General features: G+C 46.6%; 23 protein-coding genes. All 23 read right to left on the reverse strand.

Annotated features, from left to right (window positions below; genetic code table 11):
* Nucleotide 1: 1 nt before the first annotated feature.
* Nucleotides 2-535 carry a signal peptidase I gene (gene lepB, locus AXX12_RS05820; protein ID WP_066239437.1) on the reverse strand — a complete coding sequence of 178 codons (534 nt, stop codon included), beginning with the start codon at nt 533-535 and terminating at the stop codon, nt 2-4.
* A 42-nt stretch (nt 536-577) separates the two neighbouring features.
* Nucleotides 578-919 (reverse strand): 50S ribosomal protein L19, encoded by a 342-nt coding sequence (gene rplS / locus AXX12_RS05825; protein ID WP_066239441.1) that lies wholly within the window; start codon nt 917-919, stop codon nt 578-580.
* A 104-nt stretch (nt 920-1023) separates the two neighbouring features.
* Nucleotides 1024-1602: an RNA methyltransferase gene (locus AXX12_RS05830; RefSeq protein ID WP_066239444.1), complete on the reverse strand. Its 579-nt coding sequence runs from the start codon at nt 1600-1602 to the stop codon at nt 1024-1026.
* A gap of 1 nt (nt 1603) precedes the next feature.
* Nucleotides 1604-2350 (reverse strand): tRNA (guanosine(37)-N1)-methyltransferase TrmD, encoded by a 747-nt coding sequence (gene trmD, locus AXX12_RS05835; protein WP_066239447.1) that lies wholly within the window; start codon nt 2348-2350, stop codon nt 1604-1606.
* Entirely contained in the window at nt 2340-2852 is a 513-nt protein-coding gene (gene rimM, locus AXX12_RS05840) for a ribosome maturation factor RimM (protein ID WP_066239450.1), read from the reverse strand. The genes trmD and rimM overlap by 11 nt, the downstream gene beginning before the upstream one ends.
* Nucleotides 2853-2854: 2 nt before the next feature.
* A complete protein-coding gene (locus AXX12_RS05845) occupies nt 2855-3262 on the reverse strand; it encodes a YlqD family protein (RefSeq protein ID WP_066239451.1) in 408 nt (135 codons plus the stop codon).
* 12 nt (nt 3263-3274) lie between these two features.
* Complete coding sequence (locus tag AXX12_RS05850) at nt 3275-3502, reverse strand: KH domain-containing protein (RefSeq protein WP_066239456.1); 228 nt, start codon at nt 3500-3502, stop codon at nt 3275-3277.
* A gap of 6 nt (nt 3503-3508) precedes the next feature.
* Nucleotides 3509-3790 (reverse strand): 30S ribosomal protein S16, encoded by a 282-nt coding sequence (rpsP, locus tag AXX12_RS05855; RefSeq protein WP_066239459.1) that lies wholly within the window; start codon nt 3788-3790, stop codon nt 3509-3511.
* Between the two features lie 41 nt (nt 3791-3831).
* On the reverse strand, nt 3832-5181 hold the full coding sequence (gene ffh, locus AXX12_RS05860) for a signal recognition particle protein (RefSeq protein ID WP_066239463.1): 1350 nt from the start codon (nt 5179-5181) through the stop codon (nt 3832-3834).
* The gene (ylxM, locus tag AXX12_RS05865) at nt 5181-5543 is read right to left on the reverse strand and encodes a YlxM family DNA-binding protein (RefSeq protein ID WP_066239465.1); all 363 of its coding nucleotides are present in this window, start codon (nt 5541-5543) and stop codon (nt 5181-5183) included. Before ylxM ends, ffh begins: the two co-directional genes overlap by 1 nt.
* A 67-nt stretch (nt 5544-5610) precedes the next feature.
* Nucleotides 5611-6531: a signal recognition particle-docking protein FtsY gene (gene ftsY, locus AXX12_RS05870; protein WP_066239468.1), complete on the reverse strand. Its 921-nt coding sequence runs from the start codon at nt 6529-6531 to the stop codon at nt 5611-5613.
* A gap of 19 nt (nt 6532-6550) precedes the next feature.
* Complete coding sequence (smc, locus tag AXX12_RS05875; RefSeq protein ID WP_066239471.1) at nt 6551-10108, reverse strand: chromosome segregation protein SMC; 3558 nt, start codon at nt 10106-10108, stop codon at nt 6551-6553.
* A 182-nt stretch (nt 10109-10290) separates the two neighbouring features.
* Nucleotides 10291-10551 carry a stage V sporulation protein S gene (locus tag AXX12_RS05880; RefSeq protein WP_066239474.1) on the reverse strand — a complete coding sequence of 87 codons (261 nt, stop codon included), beginning with the start codon at nt 10549-10551 and terminating at the stop codon, nt 10291-10293.
* Between the two features lie 79 nt (nt 10552-10630).
* Nucleotides 10631-11683, reverse strand: a complete 1053-nt coding sequence (locus tag AXX12_RS05885) for an elongator complex protein 3 (protein WP_066239476.1) — start codon at nt 11681-11683, stop codon at nt 10631-10633.
* 75 nt (nt 11684-11758) lie between these two features.
* Nucleotides 11759-12478: a ribonuclease III gene (rnc, locus tag AXX12_RS05890; RefSeq protein WP_066239479.1), complete on the reverse strand. Its 720-nt coding sequence runs from the start codon at nt 12476-12478 to the stop codon at nt 11759-11761.
* Nucleotides 12479-12485: 7 nt separating this feature from the next.
* Nucleotides 12486-13727, reverse strand: a complete 1242-nt coding sequence (gene fabF, locus AXX12_RS05895) for a beta-ketoacyl-ACP synthase II (protein ID WP_066239480.1) — start codon at nt 13725-13727, stop codon at nt 12486-12488.
* A 16-nt stretch (nt 13728-13743) separates the two neighbouring features.
* Nucleotides 13744-14691, reverse strand: a complete 948-nt coding sequence (locus AXX12_RS05900; RefSeq protein ID WP_066240321.1) for an NAD(P)H-dependent flavin oxidoreductase — start codon at nt 14689-14691, stop codon at nt 13744-13746.
* Between the two features lie 88 nt (nt 14692-14779).
* Entirely contained in the window at nt 14780-15016 is a 237-nt protein-coding gene (locus AXX12_RS05905; RefSeq protein ID WP_066240324.1) for an acyl carrier protein, read from the reverse strand.
* 44 nt (nt 15017-15060) lie between these two features.
* Nucleotides 15061-15804 carry a 3-oxoacyl-[acyl-carrier-protein] reductase gene (fabG, locus tag AXX12_RS05910; RefSeq protein WP_066239482.1) on the reverse strand — a complete coding sequence of 248 codons (744 nt, stop codon included), beginning with the start codon at nt 15802-15804 and terminating at the stop codon, nt 15061-15063.
* A gap of 1 nt (nt 15805) precedes the next feature.
* Nucleotides 15806-16750, reverse strand: a complete 945-nt coding sequence (gene fabD, locus AXX12_RS05915; RefSeq protein ID WP_066239485.1) for an ACP S-malonyltransferase — start codon at nt 16748-16750, stop codon at nt 15806-15808.
* Between the two features lie 13 nt (nt 16751-16763).
* Nucleotides 16764-17717: an enoyl-[acyl-carrier-protein] reductase FabK gene (fabK, locus tag AXX12_RS05920; protein WP_066239488.1), complete on the reverse strand. Its 954-nt coding sequence runs from the start codon at nt 17715-17717 to the stop codon at nt 16764-16766.
* Nucleotides 17710-18723 carry a beta-ketoacyl-ACP synthase III gene (locus AXX12_RS05925; protein ID WP_156478604.1) on the reverse strand — a complete coding sequence of 338 codons (1014 nt, stop codon included), beginning with the start codon at nt 18721-18723 and terminating at the stop codon, nt 17710-17712. Before AXX12_RS05925 ends, fabK begins: the two co-directional genes overlap by 8 nt.
* The gene (gene plsX / locus AXX12_RS05930) at nt 18713-19735 is read right to left on the reverse strand and encodes a phosphate acyltransferase PlsX (RefSeq protein WP_066239495.1); all 1023 of its coding nucleotides are present in this window, start codon (nt 19733-19735) and stop codon (nt 18713-18715) included. Before plsX ends, AXX12_RS05925 begins: the two co-directional genes overlap by 11 nt.
* Nucleotides 19736-19742: the final 7 nt, after the last annotated feature.

Consider the following 19742-nt stretch of genomic DNA (forward strand, 5'->3'; position numbering starts at 1 on the left):
TTTAGGGCAAAGATTTTATGTGATCAAATGGCCAGAAAATGACCATCGCTTTTCCCTTAATTAATTCATATGGTACAAAGCCAACATCCTTAAACCGGCTGTCTTCTGAATTATTACGATTGTCGCCCATGGCAAAAATGTGGCCTTCCGGCACTTTCGCCGCCGCATAGCTACCGCGGGTACGTTCAAGAATATAAGGTTCATCGAGAATCTGCCCGTTGCGGATGACGTGACCATCCTTCACTTCGATGGTATCACCGGGAACACCAATGACCCGTTTAATAAAATCACGACTGGGGTCGCGGGGATAACGGAATACAACTACTTCTCCGCGTTGGGGAGCTTTGAAGCGATACAAAAATTTATTAACAACCAGTCGTTCACCGCTAACTAAGGTTGGACGCATCGATGGACCTTCCACCATGTATAGTTCAACAATAAAATAGCGGATGAAAAACGCCAGAACTACGGCAATGAGAATGGAAATAACCCAGTCTTTTAGTTCTTCGTTAAAGGTAGATTTACTCACAGCCATGCCTCCCAAATAAGTTAAGGGACTGCAAGCAGTCCCTATTACTTACCGTTTTTCTTTAATGCGGGCCGCTTTACCTGTGAGATTGCGCAGGTAGTACAGCTTAGCGCGCCGCACAATACCGCGACGCAGTACTTCAATTTTGTCAATGCGCGGAGAGTGTACCGGGAAGGTCCGCTCAACGCCGACATTATAGGAAATGCGACGAACAGTAAAGTTCTCACGCAAACCGCCGCCTTTGCGGGTAATGACAACGCCTTCGTAAGCCTGAATCCGCTCGCGGGATCCCTCGACGACTTTTACATACACCCGCACCGTGTCTCCAGGACGAAATGTGGGGATGTCATTGCGGAGCTGTTCGCGCTCCAATACAGAAATAATGTCCATTACTTTCTTCCTCCTTATCAGATGTTCGTGCTTTGTTTTCAAAGTAGAGGACCACCTGTGTTGCACGATAAAAATTGTAACACACTAGCGACCATAAAAGCAAGTTATTCTTGCCGTAACCACCAGGGTTCGCCAAGGAGGCGATCCAGGATGATTGAAACAGCAGCTCTGACAGACAAATGGTTGTACTCGCCGCTGCCGAGAACCGGTTCTAAGATATGATCAAATTGCGCCATGACAGAACGTTCGATTCCCCAGCCGGTGCCAAACAGTAACAAGCACGGCCGCTTCTCTGTTGCTATTTTGGTTCGCAACGAAACATATGAAATACTATTGGCAAACTTTCTTGCATCAGTTGTCACAATATAGGGTGATTGCCCCTGTTCTTGCGTGATATACTGCACACACTCTGCAATGTTTCGGACCGTTTCCACCACCGATAAGGCGTCATGCCGATCCGGGTTGTACTGTGCTCCATAGCCTTGCCGCCAATAGCCCAAAACTTCATGAACTAGTTCTATTTGGCTCTCAAGCGGGTGGATGATAAAATAACGAGAAATATCATAAGTGCGCGCCGCCCGTGCGATATCGTGAATGTCGAAATTAGTAACCGCAGTAGCGACGATTTCATCATTTTTATTATAGATGGGGTGATGTAACAATCCGAGATAGACAGAACTCATATTAGCTCCCGTTACTCTCTGATAGTATTTCGGCAATCAGCTTAGCGTCTTCTTTAGACAATTCTTTGTACTGCAATAAATCCGGCCGACACTCCAGAGTAATCCTCAGTGATTGTTTCCGCCGCCAGCGGTCAATTTTGGCGTGATCGCCTGAAAGCAATACCTCAGGAACTTCCCAGCCTTTAAACTCGCGTGGACGGGTGTATTGCGGATATTCTAGCAAACCATTGTAAAACGAATCATGTTGTGCGGCGTCATCTGCCCCTAGCACGCCAGGAAGCATCCGCGCAACAGAATCAACGATAACCATTGCAGGCAGTTCGCCGCCTGTCAACACATAATCGCCGATCGAAATACTCTCGTCAATCACATGCTCACGGATACGATCATCAATGCCTTCATAGTGACCGCAGAGGATGATGAGTTGGTCAAACTGAGCGAGTTCTTTGGCTTTATGCTGTGTGAAAGTAGCTCCGCCAGGAGAAGTCAAAATAATTCTCCGGTTTGCCGTTAGAGCATGTTGTTTACAATGTTCCACCGCGTAAAATAGCGGATCGGGCTTCATGACCATGCCAGAACCGCCGCCAAAAGGCGAATCATCTACTATTTTATGCTTATCCAACGCAAAATCACGTGGATTGGTAACATGAATATTGAGGATATCCGAATCACAAGCACGCTTTATAATGCTATGTCCGAACGGGCCGTCGAACATTTCTGGAAATAGAGAAATGACGTCAATCTTCATCAGAATCCCATTCTTCGGGCCGCTGGATGACCATACGCCGGTTGGCTACATCCATAGTAGCGACAATTTTCTTCAATGCAGGTACCAACAATGGACGGTTGTCTGGGCGCTCGACGACATAAACGTCATTGCTGCCTGTCTCGATAACATCGTCGATTTTGCCAAGTAGATTTCCATCAACTGAATAGACATCCATTCCAATGATATCAAAAACATAGAACTCGCCTTCTTGAAGCGGTACGAGATCTTGGCGGTGTACATGTAGCAATTGACCGCGAAGCTCTTCCACCGCATTACGGTCATCGAATCCGCGAAACTTCAACAGCAGAAACTGTTTGTGAAATTTGGCTGTCTCGATTGGAAGTGAGCGTTTCTCGCCTACTAACACACTTTTCATAGTGAGAAACCGGTCTGGGAAATCGGTCAGGGGAGTAACACGAACGTCACCCCGCACGCCGTGCGGGGCAACAATTTTACCAATTACAATTAATTCTTGAGACATGGCTAGCTACGAAAAGCGATGACTTTGCCGTCTTCGACAAGTATCTCAGAGGCCATCATCTGATGCAAGTTGTCGCCCACAGAGACGGTCAAAACTCGTTCAACATTGCCTTGAACGATCTCTGAGCCAATTTCAAGCTGAGCGGTTTCTTTCAGCTTTTCAAGCATGTGACCCTTGAAATCCAGCCGTTTCTGTTTTTCGGCATCAACTTGTTGGCGAATAGCAGTCAGCCCCTGAACATCCTGCTTCACCTGCTCGGTCATAATGCGTTTGGCATGAAAATCAATTTGCTGCAGTTCCATATCAGCCTTATGAATAGCTTCTTGAATCTCTGTAGCTAATTGTTTCTTCAAGCCCTCAGTCACTTTGGCTTTGACGGTAATCGGGCAGATTAATGTTACGTTGTCCATTCCACTTCCCCCTTAAACAATTTCAACTGTAGCTTTTTTGTTTTCACGGGTAGCGGCGGCTTTTACGACAGTACGGATTGCTTTGGCAATTCTGCCTTGCTTTCCGATAACCTTTCCCATATCCTCAGACGCCACACGCAATTCATATACAGTGGTGTCTCCTTCGTCATTAGCCAAAACTGTCACATCAGCCGGGTTCTTTACCAATGCCTTTGCGATGACTTCAACCAGCTCTTTCACTCAGAATCACGCTTCCTTCTTCGTGCGCTTGACTTCATCCCATTTTTTCATTACGCCGATTTTGCTGAAAAGGGATTTCACAGTGTCGGTTGGTTGCGCACCCTTTTGCAGCCATTCAATAGCTTTTTCCTCATCAATATTGATGACTGCGGGTTCTTTAGTCGAATCGTAGTTGCCCAAGTTTTCAATAAAGCGACCATCACGCGGGGAGCGGGAATCGGCAACAACCACGCGATAGAACGGATTTTTCTTGGCGCCCATACGCATCAAACGGATTTTAACTGCCATGCTGTTCACCTCCTTTATAGAATATCCTAGCTGGTAATAACTTATTTCATAAACGGCAGGCGAAAACCACTAAGTTTCTTGCCGCTCTTTTGCATTTCCTGAAATCGTTTCATCATTTTTCTGGCTTCCGCATATTGTTTAAGCAGTCTGTTGACATCCTGGACTTTTGAGCCACTGCCAAGAGCAATACGCTTACGTCGGCTGCCATTGATAATCGTATGATCACGCCGTTCTTTACGGGTCATAGATCGGATAATCGCTTCAGTACGCTTCAGCTCTTTTTCATCCAGTTCGGCGCCTTCAAGTTTTTTGCTCAGTCCGCCCATACCGGGGATCATGCTGAGAATTTGCTCCATCGAACCAAGCTTTTTGACCTGTTGAAGCTGTTCGAGAAAATCATCAAGAGTAAACGCATCTTTGCGAAGCTTCTCTTCCATTTCACGAGCTTTGTCAATGTCAACAGCCGCTTGCGCCTTTTCAATTAAGCTAAGTACATCACCCATACCCAAGATGCGTGAAGCCATGCGATCAGGGTGAAAGGGTTCCAGTGCTTCAGCTTTCTCGCCCATGCCGACAAATTTAATCGGACATCCGGTTACTGCCTTGATGGAAAGGGCGGCACCGCCGCGGGCATCTCCATCAAGTTTTGTTAAGATAACTCCGTCAAGACCTAGACGGCCATTAAAGGTTTCAGCAACTGAAACCGCATCCTGACCTGTCATCGCGTCAACGACTAGCAGTATTTCGTGAGGCTTAGCCTGTTGTTTGATGTTAGCCAGCTCATCCATTAACTCATCATTAATATGTAGCCGACCTGCTGTATCAATAATTACGACGTCTCGCCCAAGCGAGATCGCGTGTTCGACACCTTTTTTCGCAATAGTAACAGGGCTTTCTTTATCGCCAAGTGAAAAAACCGGCGTTCCCAGCCTCTCGCCTACTACCTGCAATTGCTTGATGGCTGCAGGACGATAAATATCAGCCGCAATGAGCAATGGACGTTTGTTCTGCTTGATGAGCATGTGAGCTAATTTCCCTGCAGTAGTGGTTTTCCCTGCCCCCTGCAAGCCAACTAGCATAATTACTGTTGGCGGTCGGGACGAAATGGTGATGCGGCTTTGTGTTCCGCCCATTAAAGCGGTCAGTTCTTCATTGACAATTTTTATCACATGTTGAGCCGGAGTCAGGCTGGACATGACTTCTAGCCCGACTGAGCGTTCTTTTACCTTGGCAACAAAATCTTTGACGACTTTAAAGTTAACGTCTGCTTCTAATAAAGCCAAGCGGACTTCACGCATTGCATCGGCTACATCAGCTTCAGATAATTTGCCGCGTCCACGCAACTTTTTAAATGTCGCTTGCAGTTTATCTGCAAGTCCTTCAAAAACCATTATTCTGCCACCCTTTCTTCAGTCAGCAGAGAACGTATCGCGTCTTTCGCAGCGAGTAGCTGCGGTTCTCGCTTGTATGTGTTTGGAAATTCGTCAAGCAATAAGAGAATTTGGCGTAGCATGTCTTGGTCGCGATTACGACGTTCGACCAAGTGAAGTTTTGACTCATAACTTGCCAGGGTCTGCTCAGCCCTGTTCAATATATCATGTACAGCCTGGCGTGAAACACTAAATTCATCAGCGATTTCAGCCAGAGACAAGTCTTCTAAATAATGCATCCGAATGCAATCCTGCTGTCGATTCGTAAGTAAAGCCCCATAATAATCAAATAACAGACCTATCCAGAGCATTCTTTCAAGCATAGAAACACATCCAAGAATAATATCACTATTGAATTATACGACAGAGACAAGAGTATGTCAAGGAATATTACTTGTCACCAAACAGCGCATTTGCAAAGTCGACCGGATCGAACGGGCGCAGATCATCTATGCCTTCACCAACGCCAATCCAGCGAACAGGTAGGCCTAATTCATGCTTAATCGCGATGACAACTCCGCCTTTGGCAGTTCCATCAAGCTTAGTAAGAACAACGCCAGAGACGCGCACAACCTGACTGAATAATTTAGCCTGATTGATGGCATTCTGTCCGGTGGTTGCATCAAGAACCAATAAGATTTCTTGTGGCGCCGAAGGAATCTCCCGGGCGACGACCCGTTCCACTTTCTTTAGTTCTTCCATCAAATTTGATTTGGTATGAAGCCTGCCGGCTGTATCAATAATCAAGAAGTCAGCATGTCGGGCTTTGGCTGCTTGACATGCATCAAAGGCCACAGCCGCTGGATCCGAGTTTTCAGCCTGTTTAATCACTTCAAGTCCGGAACGTTTTCCCCATATTTCTAACTGATCAATTGCCGCTGCCCGAAAGGTATCTGCTGCGGCAAAGAGGACCTTTTGGCCGTGTTGAGCGAAAAAGCTTCCCAGTTTACCAATAGTAGTTGTTTTCCCTACTCCGTTGACACCTACCACCATGATTACATAAGGCATACCCGGGGATCGAACTGGCGCTTCGACAGAACCAGCGCATAACATTTCGGTTATACGCCCAGAAAGAAATGGCCTCATCTCTTGTGGTGTAGTAATCGCCTTGGTTTTTATGCCTTCTTTGATGTCGGCGATTAACTTGGCAGTTGTTTTTACACCAATGTCGGCAGCCAATAATATTGCCTCGAGATCATCGAGAAGTTCCTCATCAATTTTGGCATAGCCGCCTACTAGACGATCAATATTTTCGGTCAGTCCTTTGCGCGTTTTCTCCAGACCGCTTTTAAGCTTATCAAAAAAACCCATCTTACATCCTCCTCTGCGGTCAGCCCGCCTTCTCCATAAAGCGCACAGATACAATCCGTGATACGCCTGAGTCTTCCATGGTCACACCATGCATAACATCGGCTACCTCCATTGTACCTTTGCGGTGAGTTACCACAATAAACTGGGTATTACGAGAAAACTCCCGTAGAAATTCGCTAAATCGCTGAACATTTGCCTCGTCCAATGCGGCGTCGATTTCATCAACCACCGAAAATGGCGCCGGACGAAAGGCCAACAAGGAAAATAGCAGTGCGATAACAGTTAGTGCCCGTTCGCCACCTGATAGCAGGGCCAGATTTTGCTGTTTTTTCCCAGGAGGCTGAACAAAAATTTCGATTCCCGAACCTAGTGTATCGCTCGGATCACTCAATTCTATCTGTGCTTTGCCACCGCCAAACAAGCGGGGGAATATCTCGCTAAACTGAGAATTTATCGCTTCAAAGGCAGCTAAAAAGCGTTTAGACATAGTCGAATCAATGTCACCGATAATTGATGAAAGTTGTTCTTTCGCAGTAACAAGGTCTTGATACTGCTGTTCAAGAAACCCATAGCGGTCTTTTGCTCGTGCATATTCATCAATAGCAGCCGGATTTACCTGCCCTAACAAGGCGATATCTTGTTCAATTTGTTTGACCAGCGCTATCAGGGTCTGAGGATCATCTGGACGGCAGAGAGTTCGGGCAATAGCCAAGTTGATGCCGTGATGTTCCTGTAACTGGGTTAATGAGTTTGTTGATTCCAATTCATAACGGGTCAACATTAGCTGTAGTTCATGTAGTCTTGACTCAAGAGTCGAAGTACGGCGGCGCAACTCTTTACCATCGCGTTCAAATTTCTGCAGTTCAGCTAATTGGCCTGCCTTCTGGCCCAGCAATTTGAAACGGTTTTCGTCAAACTCCTGTTTTTGTTTATTCAGACTCTGTCTTAAGAGTATTAGCGCATCGAACTCCTGCTCAGCTTGGCTAATTGCACGAAGAACTTCATCACGTTCACACGATAGTGCATTTACCCGGGTCTCGATATCCAGCCTGTCTTCCTGTCTGCTTTTAAGTAGTTGTTCAAGCGAAAGAGTCTCTTGGCGAATAGCGCTAAGAGCAATTTTCCTGTCTGTAGCTTGAGTTAGCAACAGTTCCCTTTGTTGCTGCAAAGCCCTTAATTCAGCTTGATCAGTCCCGATCGCTTGTTTGCGATTGAGGTCTTTTTGCTCAAGCACCGTGATGTTTTCTTGGGTTGATTTAAGTTTTAGTTCCAATTGAGCTTCTTCACTTAAACATTGGGTAATCTCTTCACTAACTATCTTCAGTGCAGCAGTGAGTCTTGTAATTTCTGTTCTCGCCTGCTCACGGTAAGCAGTAAGTTGGGCTTGACGCAATCCAATCTCCTGTCGTTGCGAGGTTAACTGGTCTACTTTTTTATTGATAGAACTTTCGTCTTCCAGCAGTTCAGCCATGGCGCTTTCCAACTTGTCCTGTTGCCGTTTCAATGAGCTGATAACCTGCTCCAAATTATGAATTTCGCTATTGCGTCCAAGATATGAACTTTCACGCCGCGCCATACTGCCGCCAGTAATCGCCCCTCCGGGATTAATCAATTCGCCTTCAAGTGTGACAATTTTCAATGAAAAGTTGGACTGTTTGGCGATGACCAAAGCATGCTCAAGACTTTCAGCTATAACCACCCGTCCTAGAAGGTAATCAACTATGTCACGAAAGCGGTTTTCACATTGAACTAATCCTGCGGCCAACCCGACGGCCCCCGGCGTTTTGGCTGCCCTTGTTTCAGCATCTCTTAACGGCCTGGGTTTAATGTTAGTAATAGGCAGGAATGTCACTCGTCCAGCATTTTTTTGTTTTAAGCTTTGAATAGCAGCACGAATCGTCGTTTCATCTTCAGCAATAATGTCTTGCATAGCTGCGCCCAAAGCAACTTCAATGGCTGTCAAGTATTGAGTCGGGACATCAATAATTTGAGCGACAGCACCGCAGATTCCTTTTCGCCATGGTTCCTGACTAGTCAATACACTTTTACTGCCCCGGTTAAACCCCTCAAGATCGCGTTGCATATTCAATAAAACAGTCAGGCGGGATTGGCGCTGTGTAATCTGACCGGCCGTTTGGCGGATTTCAGCCTGCATGTCGGCGATCTTTTGCTCTGCTGACGCTCGCAAGCTAGCAAGTGACTCTGCTTCATTTGCCAAGGTGGTTAGGCTAATTTCTTGATTTGCGTGGTCTGCGTCAAGCTGTTGGCTCTGCTCCTTGACAGTCGTTAGTTTGGTGGCAAATTCAGTCTCCTCATCAAGTAAATGATGGCGTCGCGATTGGTACCGGAACAAATCCCGTTCCAGATTAACGTTTAGATTACGCTGTGCACTGATTTCTTGCAAGCTAGCAAATATTCCATCACTAGCTGTGGTGATCTTTTGTTCTTTATCAGCAATATCAGAAAGTATTGCAGCTATCTGTTCCTCAACGCTTAACACCTGGATTTCTGCGGAAGAAGTCTGTTGGCGCTTTTCAAGCAACTCGCCTTCTAAAGCAGCTTGGTCTTGGCTTGCTTTGTTTAGCCTGTCCATCAACTGAACGACATCTTGCTCCACTCTTTCGGCAGCCAAACGCTTCTGTGCAGAGCGCTCTCGAAGTACAGCAATTCGGTTGTCTGCTTTCTCTAGATCGGCCGCAGTAGCTGCGATATCGGATTCTTGCTCTTGGAGTTCTTGCTCAAGTGAAGATAAGTTGTGCGTCAATCCCTCTGCCGCCGCTTCGCAGGCTGACAGGCGTGCTGACTCGGCAATGTGTTGATCGGTAAGAATCTCATTTTCTTTTCCGATGTCGTTCAGCATTGTCTGTGCACGGTCTATTTTATGTAGCAATAGTGATACTTGGCATGCTGTTAACTCTGACTGATATTGATTATATTGTTCGGTACGGGCAGCGCTCTCAGAAAGCGGCTCCAGTTGAGAACCAATTTCAGCCATGATATCAGCCACTCGTGTAAGGTTTGACTCTGTATCATCCAATTTTCGCAACGCATCACGTTTACGTTGCTTGTATTTAGTAATTCCAGCAGCATCTTCAAATAGGAGACGGCGGTCTTCGGGCCGAGAATTGAGAACTTCATCAACCTTGCTTTGGCTGATGACAGCCATAGATTCCCGTCCCAAGCCAATATCACCTAACATGTCATGTATATCCTTCAATCTACAGGCAGTTTTGTTAATCATATATTCACTATCGCCTGAACGATATACCCGCCTAGTGACGATCACTTCACTGTAATCAAGCGGAATTCTATTGTCACTGTTATCAAATATTAGCGACACTTCTGCCACATTAAGCGGACGTCGTTCAGAACTGCCAGCGAAGATAATATCCTCTGTTTTTGCACCGCGTAGATTGCGGATATTCTGTTCTCCCAGAACCCAGCGGATTGCATCCGATATATTGCTCTTACCTGAGCCATTCGGACCAACGATGGCGGTCACCCCAGCACCGAATTCAAGTTCAACCTTGTCGGCAAAGGATTTAAAGCCGTATGCTTCAAACCTGCGTAATAGCAAGCCTTTCCACCTCACTTAGCATGTCCTAAACAACAAAATTTTACCACGTGACGCGCTTGGATACAATCACGAAGATGTTACTTAGCAAAAACAGTGAAAAAATAGCTGAAGCCGTCCATCATGCGTCTGGTTATGCCAGTCGCAAGCGAACGGCCCATGAAATACTTAAGAGTTAAGACGATTTATCTAGGCTCAACAATGAACCGAATCGAAGTCCGCTCTTCTCCGTCGATGGAGATTTCACTAAAGGCCGGTATTGTTACAAGATCAATGCCATTTGGAGCAACAAATCCACGTGCAATGGCGATCGCTTTGATGGACTGATTTACCGCACCCGCTCCTACCGCTTGAAGTTCAGCGGAACCCTTTTCACGCAATACGGCGGCCAACGCCCCTGCTACGGATTTCGGATTAGATTGTGCAGACACTTTGAGCATTTCCATCACCTTAACCTCCTTTGATGTGAGAGCTTATATTGCTATACATATTCTTCATATTTCCTGATAATTCCTGCTGTAAGTTTTAAACGTCAGATAAAATGGAATATTTTATTATATAGCGTGTATCTGCATATTCAATCATCAAATCACCTTCACTAATTCCACTATCTGATTGACAAATAACCGAAATCCCAAAAGAGTTTCGCCAGCGACCAAGATTAGCATTAGCGATACCTCTCAATTTGGAGTGGTCTCTAGGGTGGTGGTGTATAGTGGCCGAATGGCAGCCGTTATTCACAGATTCAAACAGGTGCGCTACCATCAAATAGAAGAGGTGGCTAGAAACCATTTCGCCAAAAGCGGGGTGATACGGGCCCGCCAAGATAGCTCCCGCTTTGCTCAGCTCGTCAGTTGCTTGCAAACCGACGCGGATAACGTTTATGCCGTGCCTCTCGGCTTGCCATTTGAGAAATGCCGCTTTGGCCGTTGCCTCGGCTAAAGAAAGCGGTTGATAACGGCCAGTGCGGTAAAGAGTGGCTAGCGGAGTATCTGATAGCACCACCGTCGGGTAAATTCTCACCCCATCTGGTCGAGTTTGAGCGAGCATGGTTGCCGTTTTCAGCACACTGTCCCAAGATTCGCCAGGAAGGCCGATCATTAATTGCGCGACTGTGTTAAAGCCAGCAATTCGCAGACTTTTTAATGCCACTACTGAATCAACCGCGTTATGACCTCGCCCGGATTGAGTCAGTACTGAATCATCAAAAGACTGAATCCCCAGTTCAACTGTCGAAACAGAATATTGCTGCAGCAGGGTAATAACATCGCTCGATATATAATCAGGACGAGTTGATAGTCGAATTCCCTGTATCCTGCCAGATTGTAATGATTGATAGGCCGGTTGCAGCAATTCAGCCTGAATGGTCAACGGCAATGCAGTAAAGCTTCCGCCATAATAAGCGACCTCAACATACCGTTCTTCCGTCAAACGCTTCAATCCGGTCTCGATTTCCATTCCGACCTGCTTAGCTTTGGTTGGCTCTGAACAACCGGTGATGCTGTTCTGACTGCAAAAAACGCACTGATGAGGGCAACCCCAATGAGGGATAAAGATAGGAATAATAAAGTTTTTCACTTTCCACCTTCTTTAAGATCGAAGTTATAACTCTGCTCGTAGAAAAAGACTTGGTTTCCCAAGTCTCTACTAGAACTAATTCTGCAAGCCATGCGACAACTTCCCTAACGCCTGCTTTGCCGCATGCTGTTCTGCTTCCTTTTTTGTTTTGCCAGCGCCGCGCCCCATGGGGTTACCATTTACCAAAACCACCACTTCGAAAGATTTATTGTGATCCGGACCCTGGGCTGCAGTAACTTCGTAGTGAACCTTGCCGTCTGTGTGACGTTGGACCGTTTCCTGTAACAACGTCTTGAAATCGTGATTATACTGGCCGGCGCCGATCTCCTCTAGTTGACAGGCGAACTGTCTATGAATAAATTCGGTTACAGCAGAAAAGCCGCCGTCAATGTAAACAGCGCCGATGACCGCTTCGAATGCGTCAGCCAGAATCGAAGAACGTTCGCGTCCGCCTGAAGTTTGTTCACCACGTCCGAGCATGAGGTGTTCACCAAGCCCTACTTGAGCTGCTTGCTGAGCAAGTGTCTGCTCACAAACAATAGTGGCCCTGGCTTTAGTGAGTTCCCCCTCTGGCATGCTGGGAAACTGTCGAAACAGATATTCACTAATTACTACATCAAGTACTGCATCACCTAAGAACTCTAAACGCTCATTATCACCATACCGACATTTTTTGGATTCATTCATATAAGAGGTGTGAATGAGCGCCTGATGCAACAGTTCTAGTTTGGAAAACTTAACCTCCAATCTAGAACCAAGCTTGATCAGAGAAGCCATTCGGCGTTTGTCTACCATGACTCTATTAGGCCTCGTATTTCTTTATCAAAATCGTTGCGTTGTGACCGCCAAAACCAAAGGAATTTGACAGTGCGACGCGTACTTTCTTTTCTTTAGCCTGATTCGGTACATAATCAAGATCAAGCTCTGGATCAGGATTATCGTAGTTAATTGTTGGCGGCATAATATCGTTTAGTACTGTAAGTGCAGTTGCTACCGCCTCAATTCCACCTGCTGCTCCCAATAGATGGCCAGTCATCGACTTAATTGAGCTGACTGATAGTTTTTTGGCATGATCGCCAAACAGGGATTTAATCGCCAAGGATTCGTTTTTATCATTTAGCGGAGTTGACGTTCCATGCGCATTGATATAGTCTACATCTTCCGGCTTAATGCCAGCATCAGCGAGCGCCATCGCCATGCACTTTGCAGCTTGCGCGCCTTCGGGTGCAGGAGCGGTGATGTGGAAAGCGTCAGCGTTGGAGCCATAGCCGGCGATTTCAGCATAAATTCTTGCACCACGAGCAATAGCATGCTCAAGTGATTCGATAACAATAACTCCAGCCCCCTCGCCCATGATAAAACCATCGCGGTCTTTGTCAAACGGGCGTGATGCTTTTTCCGGTTCGCTATTACGGGTTGACATGGCTTTCATTGCACAGAAGCCTGCAACTGCCGCAGGCGATACAGCTGCTTCAGTACCACCAGCTACCATGACATCGGCATCTCCGCGCTGGATTATTTTAAACGCATCGCCAATTGAGTTAGTACCAGTCGCACAGGCAGTAACGACACAAGTGCACGGTCCTTGGAGGCCAAAAGTAATTGAAGTTTGACCAGCAGGCATATTTGCGATCATCATCGGCACGAAGAACGGGCTAATGCGGCCAGGGCCCTTTTCAAATAGAGTTTTATACTGATCATGCAGAGTGTCCATGCCACCGATACCAGTTCCAATTATCGTTCCAATGCGGGTTAAATCTTCCTGCTCAAGATCAAGCCCGGAATCCTCAAGAGCCATTTTGGAGGCTGTAATAGCAAACTGAGTGCAACGATCCATGCGTTTTGCTTCTTTTTTATCTATGTAGTTGGTGGGATCGAAATCTTTTACCTCGCCAGCAATCTGGGTGGCATAGTCTGACGGATCAAAGCGAGTAATGCGCGCAATGCCCGACTTGCCTTCCAAAAGGGACTTCCAAAATATGTCGGTTCCTATACCGAGCGGCGTAACCGCTCCAAGACCAGTTATGACAACACGTTTTTTCAAAAGTCTCACCTCACATTTAATCTATCTGTTCAGCTTCTTTAATAAGACGCGCAAAAATTTCTTTCACGGACAGAATTTCGTCTATTTTATGAATGTACTCACCCGTAAAAACCAGACCAGATTCCACATCACCTTGCTGAGCGCGAATCAGCGCTTTGATGATGCAGAAGTTTTTTTCACAGTGCTTTAAGCAAGCATCGCAAGTCTGGGGGGTAGGCGCAGCACCTTCAAGAATTTTCTCAGCAAATGGATTCTTAACCGCGCGACCGGGTAATCCGACTGGGCTCTTTATCAATACGACATCTTCCGGCTTTGCTTTGAGGTAGAACTGCTTCAAAGCAGGCCCAGCATTCGATTCAATGCTTGCGGCAAAACGGGTTCCCATTTGTACGCCGCTCGCTCCAAGTCGTATTGCTTCGACGATATCACGACCAAAGATGACTCCGCCAGCACCAATGACAGGAATGTTAACAGCTTTGCTAATTTCCGGAACAATCTCTTTCATCGATTTGTCAGTGCCCAAATGCCCCCCAGCTTCTTTGCCTTCAACAACAACAGCAGCAGCGCCGAGCATTTCAGATATTTTAGCTAATTTTACACTAGAAACAATTGGGACTATCGGAGTGCCGGACTCTTTTCCTAGTCCAAACATGTCCCGCGAGAAGCCAGCCCCTGCTACTACCAGATCAATGCCTTCATCGATTGCTGTCTTCACCAAATCGGCAAACTGTCGGGCAGCCACCATTGCGTTGATTCCGATAATTCCTTTGGTCAATGAACGGGCCAAACGAATTTCATGCCGCAATTCATCAAGAGCCATACCAGAGGCCGCGATCAGTCCGATGCCGCCCTCCTCTGCAACTGCAGACGCTAAGCGTGCGGTCGAGAGACGGATAGCCATGCCACCCTGAATAATCGGCACTTTGGCGACAAGATGTCCAATTCGTAGTTCTGGAAGTTTCAAAGCAGTAACTCCTCCAATCAATACAGTACCCTTTAAGAAAGTCCCGCGAACCAATTCCACGGGACTTTCCTAATTACACAGGTATGGGTTAACCTTGTTTTTCTTTGTCTATGTAGTCAACTGCATCTTTTACGGTTTTAATTTTCTCAGCAGCCTCATCAGGAATCTCGATGTTGAATTCCTCTTCAAAAGCCATTATCAATTCAACAATATCCAGGGAGTCAGCGCCAAGGTCGTCGATAAACGTGGATTCGATCGCCACATCGGCTTCGTCTACACCCAGTTGTTCCACAACGATTTCTTTTACTTTATCAAAAGTCGTCATGTCCATTTCACCTCCTTCCAAGAATTCATTTACTCTGCCAAAAATTACATGACCATTCCACCATCGACATGCAATGTCTGTCCGGTGATGTAGTCAGCCGAATCGGATGCCAGGAATACTACCGCAGCTGCCACATCTTCAGGCTTACCCATGCGAGTAAGCGGAATGCTGTTGGCCATCTCGGTTTTGACCTGATCAGACAATACAGCAGTCATATCAGTAGCGATAAAGCCCGGGGCAACCGCATTGACAGTTATACCCCGCGATGCTAGCTCTTTAGCCATGGATTTGGTAAATCCGATGACCCCGGCTTTTGCCGCAGCGTAATTCGACTGACCGGCATTACCCATGACCCCGACAACAGAAGTCATATTGATAATTTTTCCACTTTTTTGCTTAATCATAACACGAGAGACTTGTTTAGTGCAATGGAAGACACCTTTAAGATTGGTATTCATTACAGCGTCCCAGTCATCCTCTTTCATGCGAAGCAGAAGATTATCCCGTGTAATGCCAGCGTTATTAACCAGAATGTCAACATGACCATACGCCTCTAACATTTGCTTAAGCAGTGCATCAACTGACTCAGCCTGAGACACATCAGCCTGAACTGCAATAGCTTCTCCGCCAAAAGCTATAATCTCATTGATCGTATCCTGCGCTGCAGCGGCATTGCCGGCATAGTTGACGACAACCTTGGCACCCGCCTTGGCTAGAGCGATAGCAACCGCACGTCCAATACCGCGGGATGCCCCTGTGACTAAAGCAACTTTGTTGTCTAAAAGCATTTTAGCGGACCTCCTTGAAATAATCAAGGGATTTTTCTAGTGACGTGCAATCCTCTACATTTAAATTAGTAGCATCTTTAACTATCTTTTTCGTAAACCCGGTCAGAACCTTTCCTGGGCCCACCTCTACGAATACAGAGCATCCTAAATCAACGATCTTAGCAACACAATCTTCCCACAACACAGGACTGGCAGCCTGGGCAACTAGCGACGACTTAATTTCAACGACTTGGGTCAAAGCTTGGGCGTTAACGTTGGCCACTACAGGGGTCGCTGCGTTACGAATTTCAATATTTTCAAGCTCAGTAGCCAATCTTTCGGCAGCGGGCTTCATCAGTGTGCTATGAAATGGTGCACTTACAGGCAATGACACGACGCGTTTGGCGCCAGCGGCTTTTAACAGTTCAATCGCCTTATCAACTGCTGCCGTTCCGCCAGCAATAACAATTTGCCCAGGGCAATTGAAATTTACCGCTTGGACTGGACCAGTTTCCTGTTCAGCCTGACGGCAAATATCAATAACAACTTGTCTGTCAGCCCCCATAACAGCTGCCATGCTCCCCTGCCCTAATGGCACGGCTTCCTGCATGAACTGACCACGTTTTCTTACCAGTCTAACCGCATCAGCAAAATCCAATACCCCAGCTGCGACAAGCGCCGAATATTCGCCAAGACTATGTCCTGCCACTACATCCGGTTGTATACCTGCTTCTTTTAGGACTTCATAGCATGCCACACTCATTGTAAGAATGGCTGGCTGAGTATTGTATGTCTTACGGAGTTCTTCCTCCGGTCCGTTAAAACAAAGATCAGTGATTGAAAAACCGAGAGCCTCATCTGCAGCTTGGAAGACCCGTCTTGCAGATTCATACTGTTCATAGAGTTCCTTGCCCATACCAACCGACTGGGACCCCTGTCCAGGAAATACAAATGCAATTTTGCCCATACTGTTTCTCCCCCTACTGTTCGTTAGTCAGATCAACTCGCACGCTTTCCAACACACGTGGAATGCCGCGCACGATATCTTGGATGATCTCATGGACAGTTTTTACATCTTGAATTAAGCCAGAAATCTGCCCAACCATTACCGAGCCATTATTGATATCGCCTTCACAAGTTGCCGCCCGAAGTTTACCTGCACCTAAGTTGCCGAATTCTTCTACAGAAGCACCTTGACGCTCAAGGGCAAGAAAATCGCGAGCTAATTTATTTTCAATCACGCGCACCGGATGACCGGTTGATAAACCGGTGAGCACGGTTGAACGGTCTTTCGCCTTGATAATGGCCTGTTTGTAATTGTCGTGAGCAATACATTCGGCTGAAGCGACAAAACGAGTACCAATCTGTACTCCCTTCGCGCCCAACGCAAACGCGGCAACAACGCCTCGAGCATCCGCAATGCCTCCGGCTGCAATAACAGGAATCTTGACCGCGTCAACAACTTGGGGAACAAGCGACATTGTCGTCACTTCCCCAACATGGCCGCCACTCTCCAAGCCTTCAGCAATAATGGCATCAACGCCAATTCGTTCAAGTCTGATCGCAAGAGCCACTGAGGCAACAACAGGAATAACCTTAGTTCCAATCGCTTTCAGAGCAGGAATATATTCGCCAGGATTGCCAGCGCCTGTAGTGACCACGGGAACTTTTTCGTCAATAACAACTTGCATTACATCTTTAACAAACGGCGACATCAACATAATATTTACGCCAAATGGTTTAGAAGTCATTGCTTTAGTTTTTCTAATTTCTGCGCGGAGTACATCATGCGGCATATTTGCAGCGCCAATTAAGCCAAGTCCGCCCGCATTTGAGACAGCTGAAGCTAGTTCTGCGGTAGCAACCCAGGCCATTCCGCCTTGAAGAATAGGATACTCAATATGCAGCAAATCGCACAGTCTGGTCTTAAACAATAGTCTTGTCTCCCTTGCACCATTTTATTACAGCAGATGCCCAAGTTAATCCAGCGCCAAAGCCCACCAATACAATATTGTCTCCTTGTTTGACTTTACCTTCACGTAGCGCCTCATCAAGTGCTATAGGAATCGTCGCAGCCGATGTGTTGCCATACCGATCCACATTGACCATCACTTTCTCCATAGGCAGTTTCAGGCGTTTTGCGGCGGACTGAATGATCCGGACATTCGCCTGATGCGGGATCATGAAATCTACATCTTCAGTCGAAAGCCCCGCATCCTCAATTGCCTTCATGGCAGCTTCACCCATGACTTTGATCGCAAATTTAAATACTTCATTACCGTTCATCTGTAGAAAATGCATACTGTCGGTGACCGTATCAAGCGATGCGGGCAAACGCGAACCACCAGCAGGCTGTTTTAACAATTCAGCGCCAGATCCATCTGAACCAAGATGCGCACTTAACAATCCACAACCAGCCGTGACTTCTCCTAGCACTGCCGCACCTGCACCATCACCAAATAATACACATGTATTACGATCTTTCCAATCGAGAATCCGGGAGATTGTTTCAGCCCCGATGACTAATACATGCTTATAGAGTCCGGCTTTAATGAATTGTGCACCTGTGATCAGCGCATAGACAAAGCCTGAACAACCAGCAGACAGATCGAATGCAGCTGCCTTAGTGGCCTTGATTTTGTCTTGTACAATGCAAGCAGTCGATGGAAAGGCCATATCTGGAGTAGCTGTAGCGACAATAATCAAATCGATGTCATTTGCAGTCAACCCAGCGTCAATCAACGCTTTTTCAGCCGCCTTGGCAGACAGATCGGAAGTCGCGACTCCCGGATCAGCGATCCGGCGCTCACGGATGCCAGTGCGGTCAACAATCCACTGATCATCAGTATCGACAATTTTTTCTAAATCCTTGTTTGTCACAATGTTTTCAGGAGCATAAGAACCCAACCCAATTATACCAACTGATCTTTCATTCTCCATCACGTTCTGCCAGCCCCTCTCGCACAATATTTTCTCGAATATGGTCAACAACTTGTTGCTCTGCGAACTCTTTGGCAACTCGAATTGCATTCTTAATTGCTTTAGCTTTTGAACTACCATGACATATGATAAATCCGCCATCAACGCCTAACAGCGGCGCACCGCCATATTCCGCATAGTCGAGTTTTTTCTTTAGGCTGCGTAAGGCAGGTAAGACCATCAGTGATGCCAGCTTGGTTAATATGCCGCTTTGGCTAATTGTATCTTTAATTAATTGCATGATAGCGCTAGCCAGTCCTTCACTAAGCTTAAGTACAATATTACCGACAAAGCCATCGCAGACAACCACATCAACCGTTCCTTTGGGAATGTCGCGACCTTCCACATTGCCGATAAAGTTGATGGTACGAAGCTGTTTTAGCAGCGGAAATGTCGCCAAGGCCTGTTCATTGCCTTTGGTGTCTTCCTCGCCAATATTGAGAAGTCCTACCCGTGGGTTAGGTACTCCCATAATATATTTTGCATAAATAGAGCCCATAATAGCACTCTGTACCAGATGTTTAGGCTTACTGTCTACATTAGCACCAGAATCCAATAAAATAGTCGTTCCAGTCAAGTTAGGCATAGGTGTAGCAATAGTCGGGCGTTCAATCCCATTTATTCGGCCAAGTCCGAATAAAGCAGCCGCCACTGCGGCACCTGTACTGCCTGCCGCTATTACAACATCGCATTTTCCTTCTTTGACCAACTGTGTAGCAACCACCACGGAAGCATCCTTTTTGCGTCTGACAGCAGCACCGGGTTGATCATGCATATCAATAGTTTGACTGGCATGGTGTACGGATATAGGGAGTTTTTCCCATCCCGGACATTTATGTAATACTTCCTCAATCTTTACCTTGTCACCGACGAGAACGACCTCGCACGGAAACTCTTTAACAGCTTCAATTGCACCGTTAACTGTTTCGAGCGGAGCAAAATCGCCGCCCATTGCATCGAGAGCAACCCTCATCCGCATT

It is taken from the genome of Anaerosporomusa subterranea (assembly GCF_001611555.1).
GTDB classification, from domain to species: domain Bacteria; phylum Bacillota; class Negativicutes; order Sporomusales; family Acetonemataceae; genus Anaerosporomusa; species Anaerosporomusa subterranea.

What these genes read in the sequence shown, in the direction of transcription:
- lepB (WP_066239437.1), bottom strand. Translation starts at nt 535, where the DNA reads ATGGCTGTGAGTAAATCTACCTTTAACGAAGAACTAAAAGACTGGGTT.
- rplS (WP_066239441.1), bottom strand. Translation starts at nt 919, where the DNA reads ATGGACATTATTTCTGTATTGGAGCGCGAACAGCTCCGCAATGACATC.
- AXX12_RS05830 (WP_066239444.1), bottom strand. Translation starts at nt 1,602, where the DNA reads ATGAGTTCTGTCTATCTCGGATTGTTACATCACCCCATCTATAATAAA.
- trmD (WP_066239447.1), bottom strand. Translation starts at nt 2,350, where the DNA reads ATGAAGATTGACGTCATTTCTCTATTTCCAGAAATGTTCGACGGCCCG.
- rimM (WP_066239450.1), bottom strand. Translation starts at nt 2,852, where the DNA reads ATGTCTCAAGAATTAATTGTAATTGGTAAAATTGTTGCCCCGCACGGC.
- AXX12_RS05845 (WP_066239451.1), bottom strand. Translation starts at nt 3,262, where the DNA reads ATGGACAACGTAACATTAATCTGCCCGATTACCGTCAAAGCCAAAGTG.
- rpsP (WP_066239459.1), bottom strand. Translation starts at nt 3,790, where the DNA reads ATGGCAGTTAAAATCCGTTTGATGCGTATGGGCGCCAAGAAAAATCCG.
- ffh (WP_066239463.1), bottom strand. Translation starts at nt 5,181, where the DNA reads ATGGTTTTTGAAGGACTTGCAGATAAACTGCAAGCGACATTTAAAAAG.
- ylxM (WP_066239465.1), bottom strand. Translation starts at nt 5,543, where the DNA reads ATGCTTGAAAGAATGCTCTGGATAGGTCTGTTATTTGATTATTATGGG.
- ftsY (WP_066239468.1), bottom strand. Translation starts at nt 6,531, where the DNA reads ATGGGTTTTTTTGATAAGCTTAAAAGCGGTCTGGAGAAAACGCGCAAA.
- AXX12_RS05880 (WP_066239474.1), bottom strand. Translation starts at nt 10,551, where the DNA reads ATGGAAATGCTCAAAGTGTCTGCACAATCTAATCCGAAATCCGTAGCA.
- rnc (WP_066239479.1), bottom strand. Translation starts at nt 12,478, where the DNA reads ATGGTAGACAAACGCCGAATGGCTTCTCTGATCAAGCTTGGTTCTAGA.
- AXX12_RS05905 (WP_066240324.1), bottom strand. Translation starts at nt 15,016, where the DNA reads ATGACGACTTTTGATAAAGTAAAAGAAATCGTTGTGGAACAACTGGGT.
- fabG (WP_066239482.1), bottom strand. Translation starts at nt 15,804, where the DNA reads ATGCTTTTAGACAACAAAGTTGCTTTAGTCACAGGGGCATCCCGCGGT.
- fabD (WP_066239485.1), bottom strand. Translation starts at nt 16,750, where the DNA reads ATGGGCAAAATTGCATTTGTATTTCCTGGACAGGGGTCCCAGTCGGTT.
- AXX12_RS05925 (WP_156478604.1), bottom strand. Translation starts at nt 18,723, where the DNA reads ATGGAGAATGAAAGATCAGTTGGTATAATTGGGTTGGGTTCTTATGCT.
- plsX (WP_066239495.1), bottom strand. Translation starts at nt 19,735, where the DNA reads ATGAGGGTTGCTCTCGATGCAATGGGCGGCGATTTTGCTCCGCTCGAA.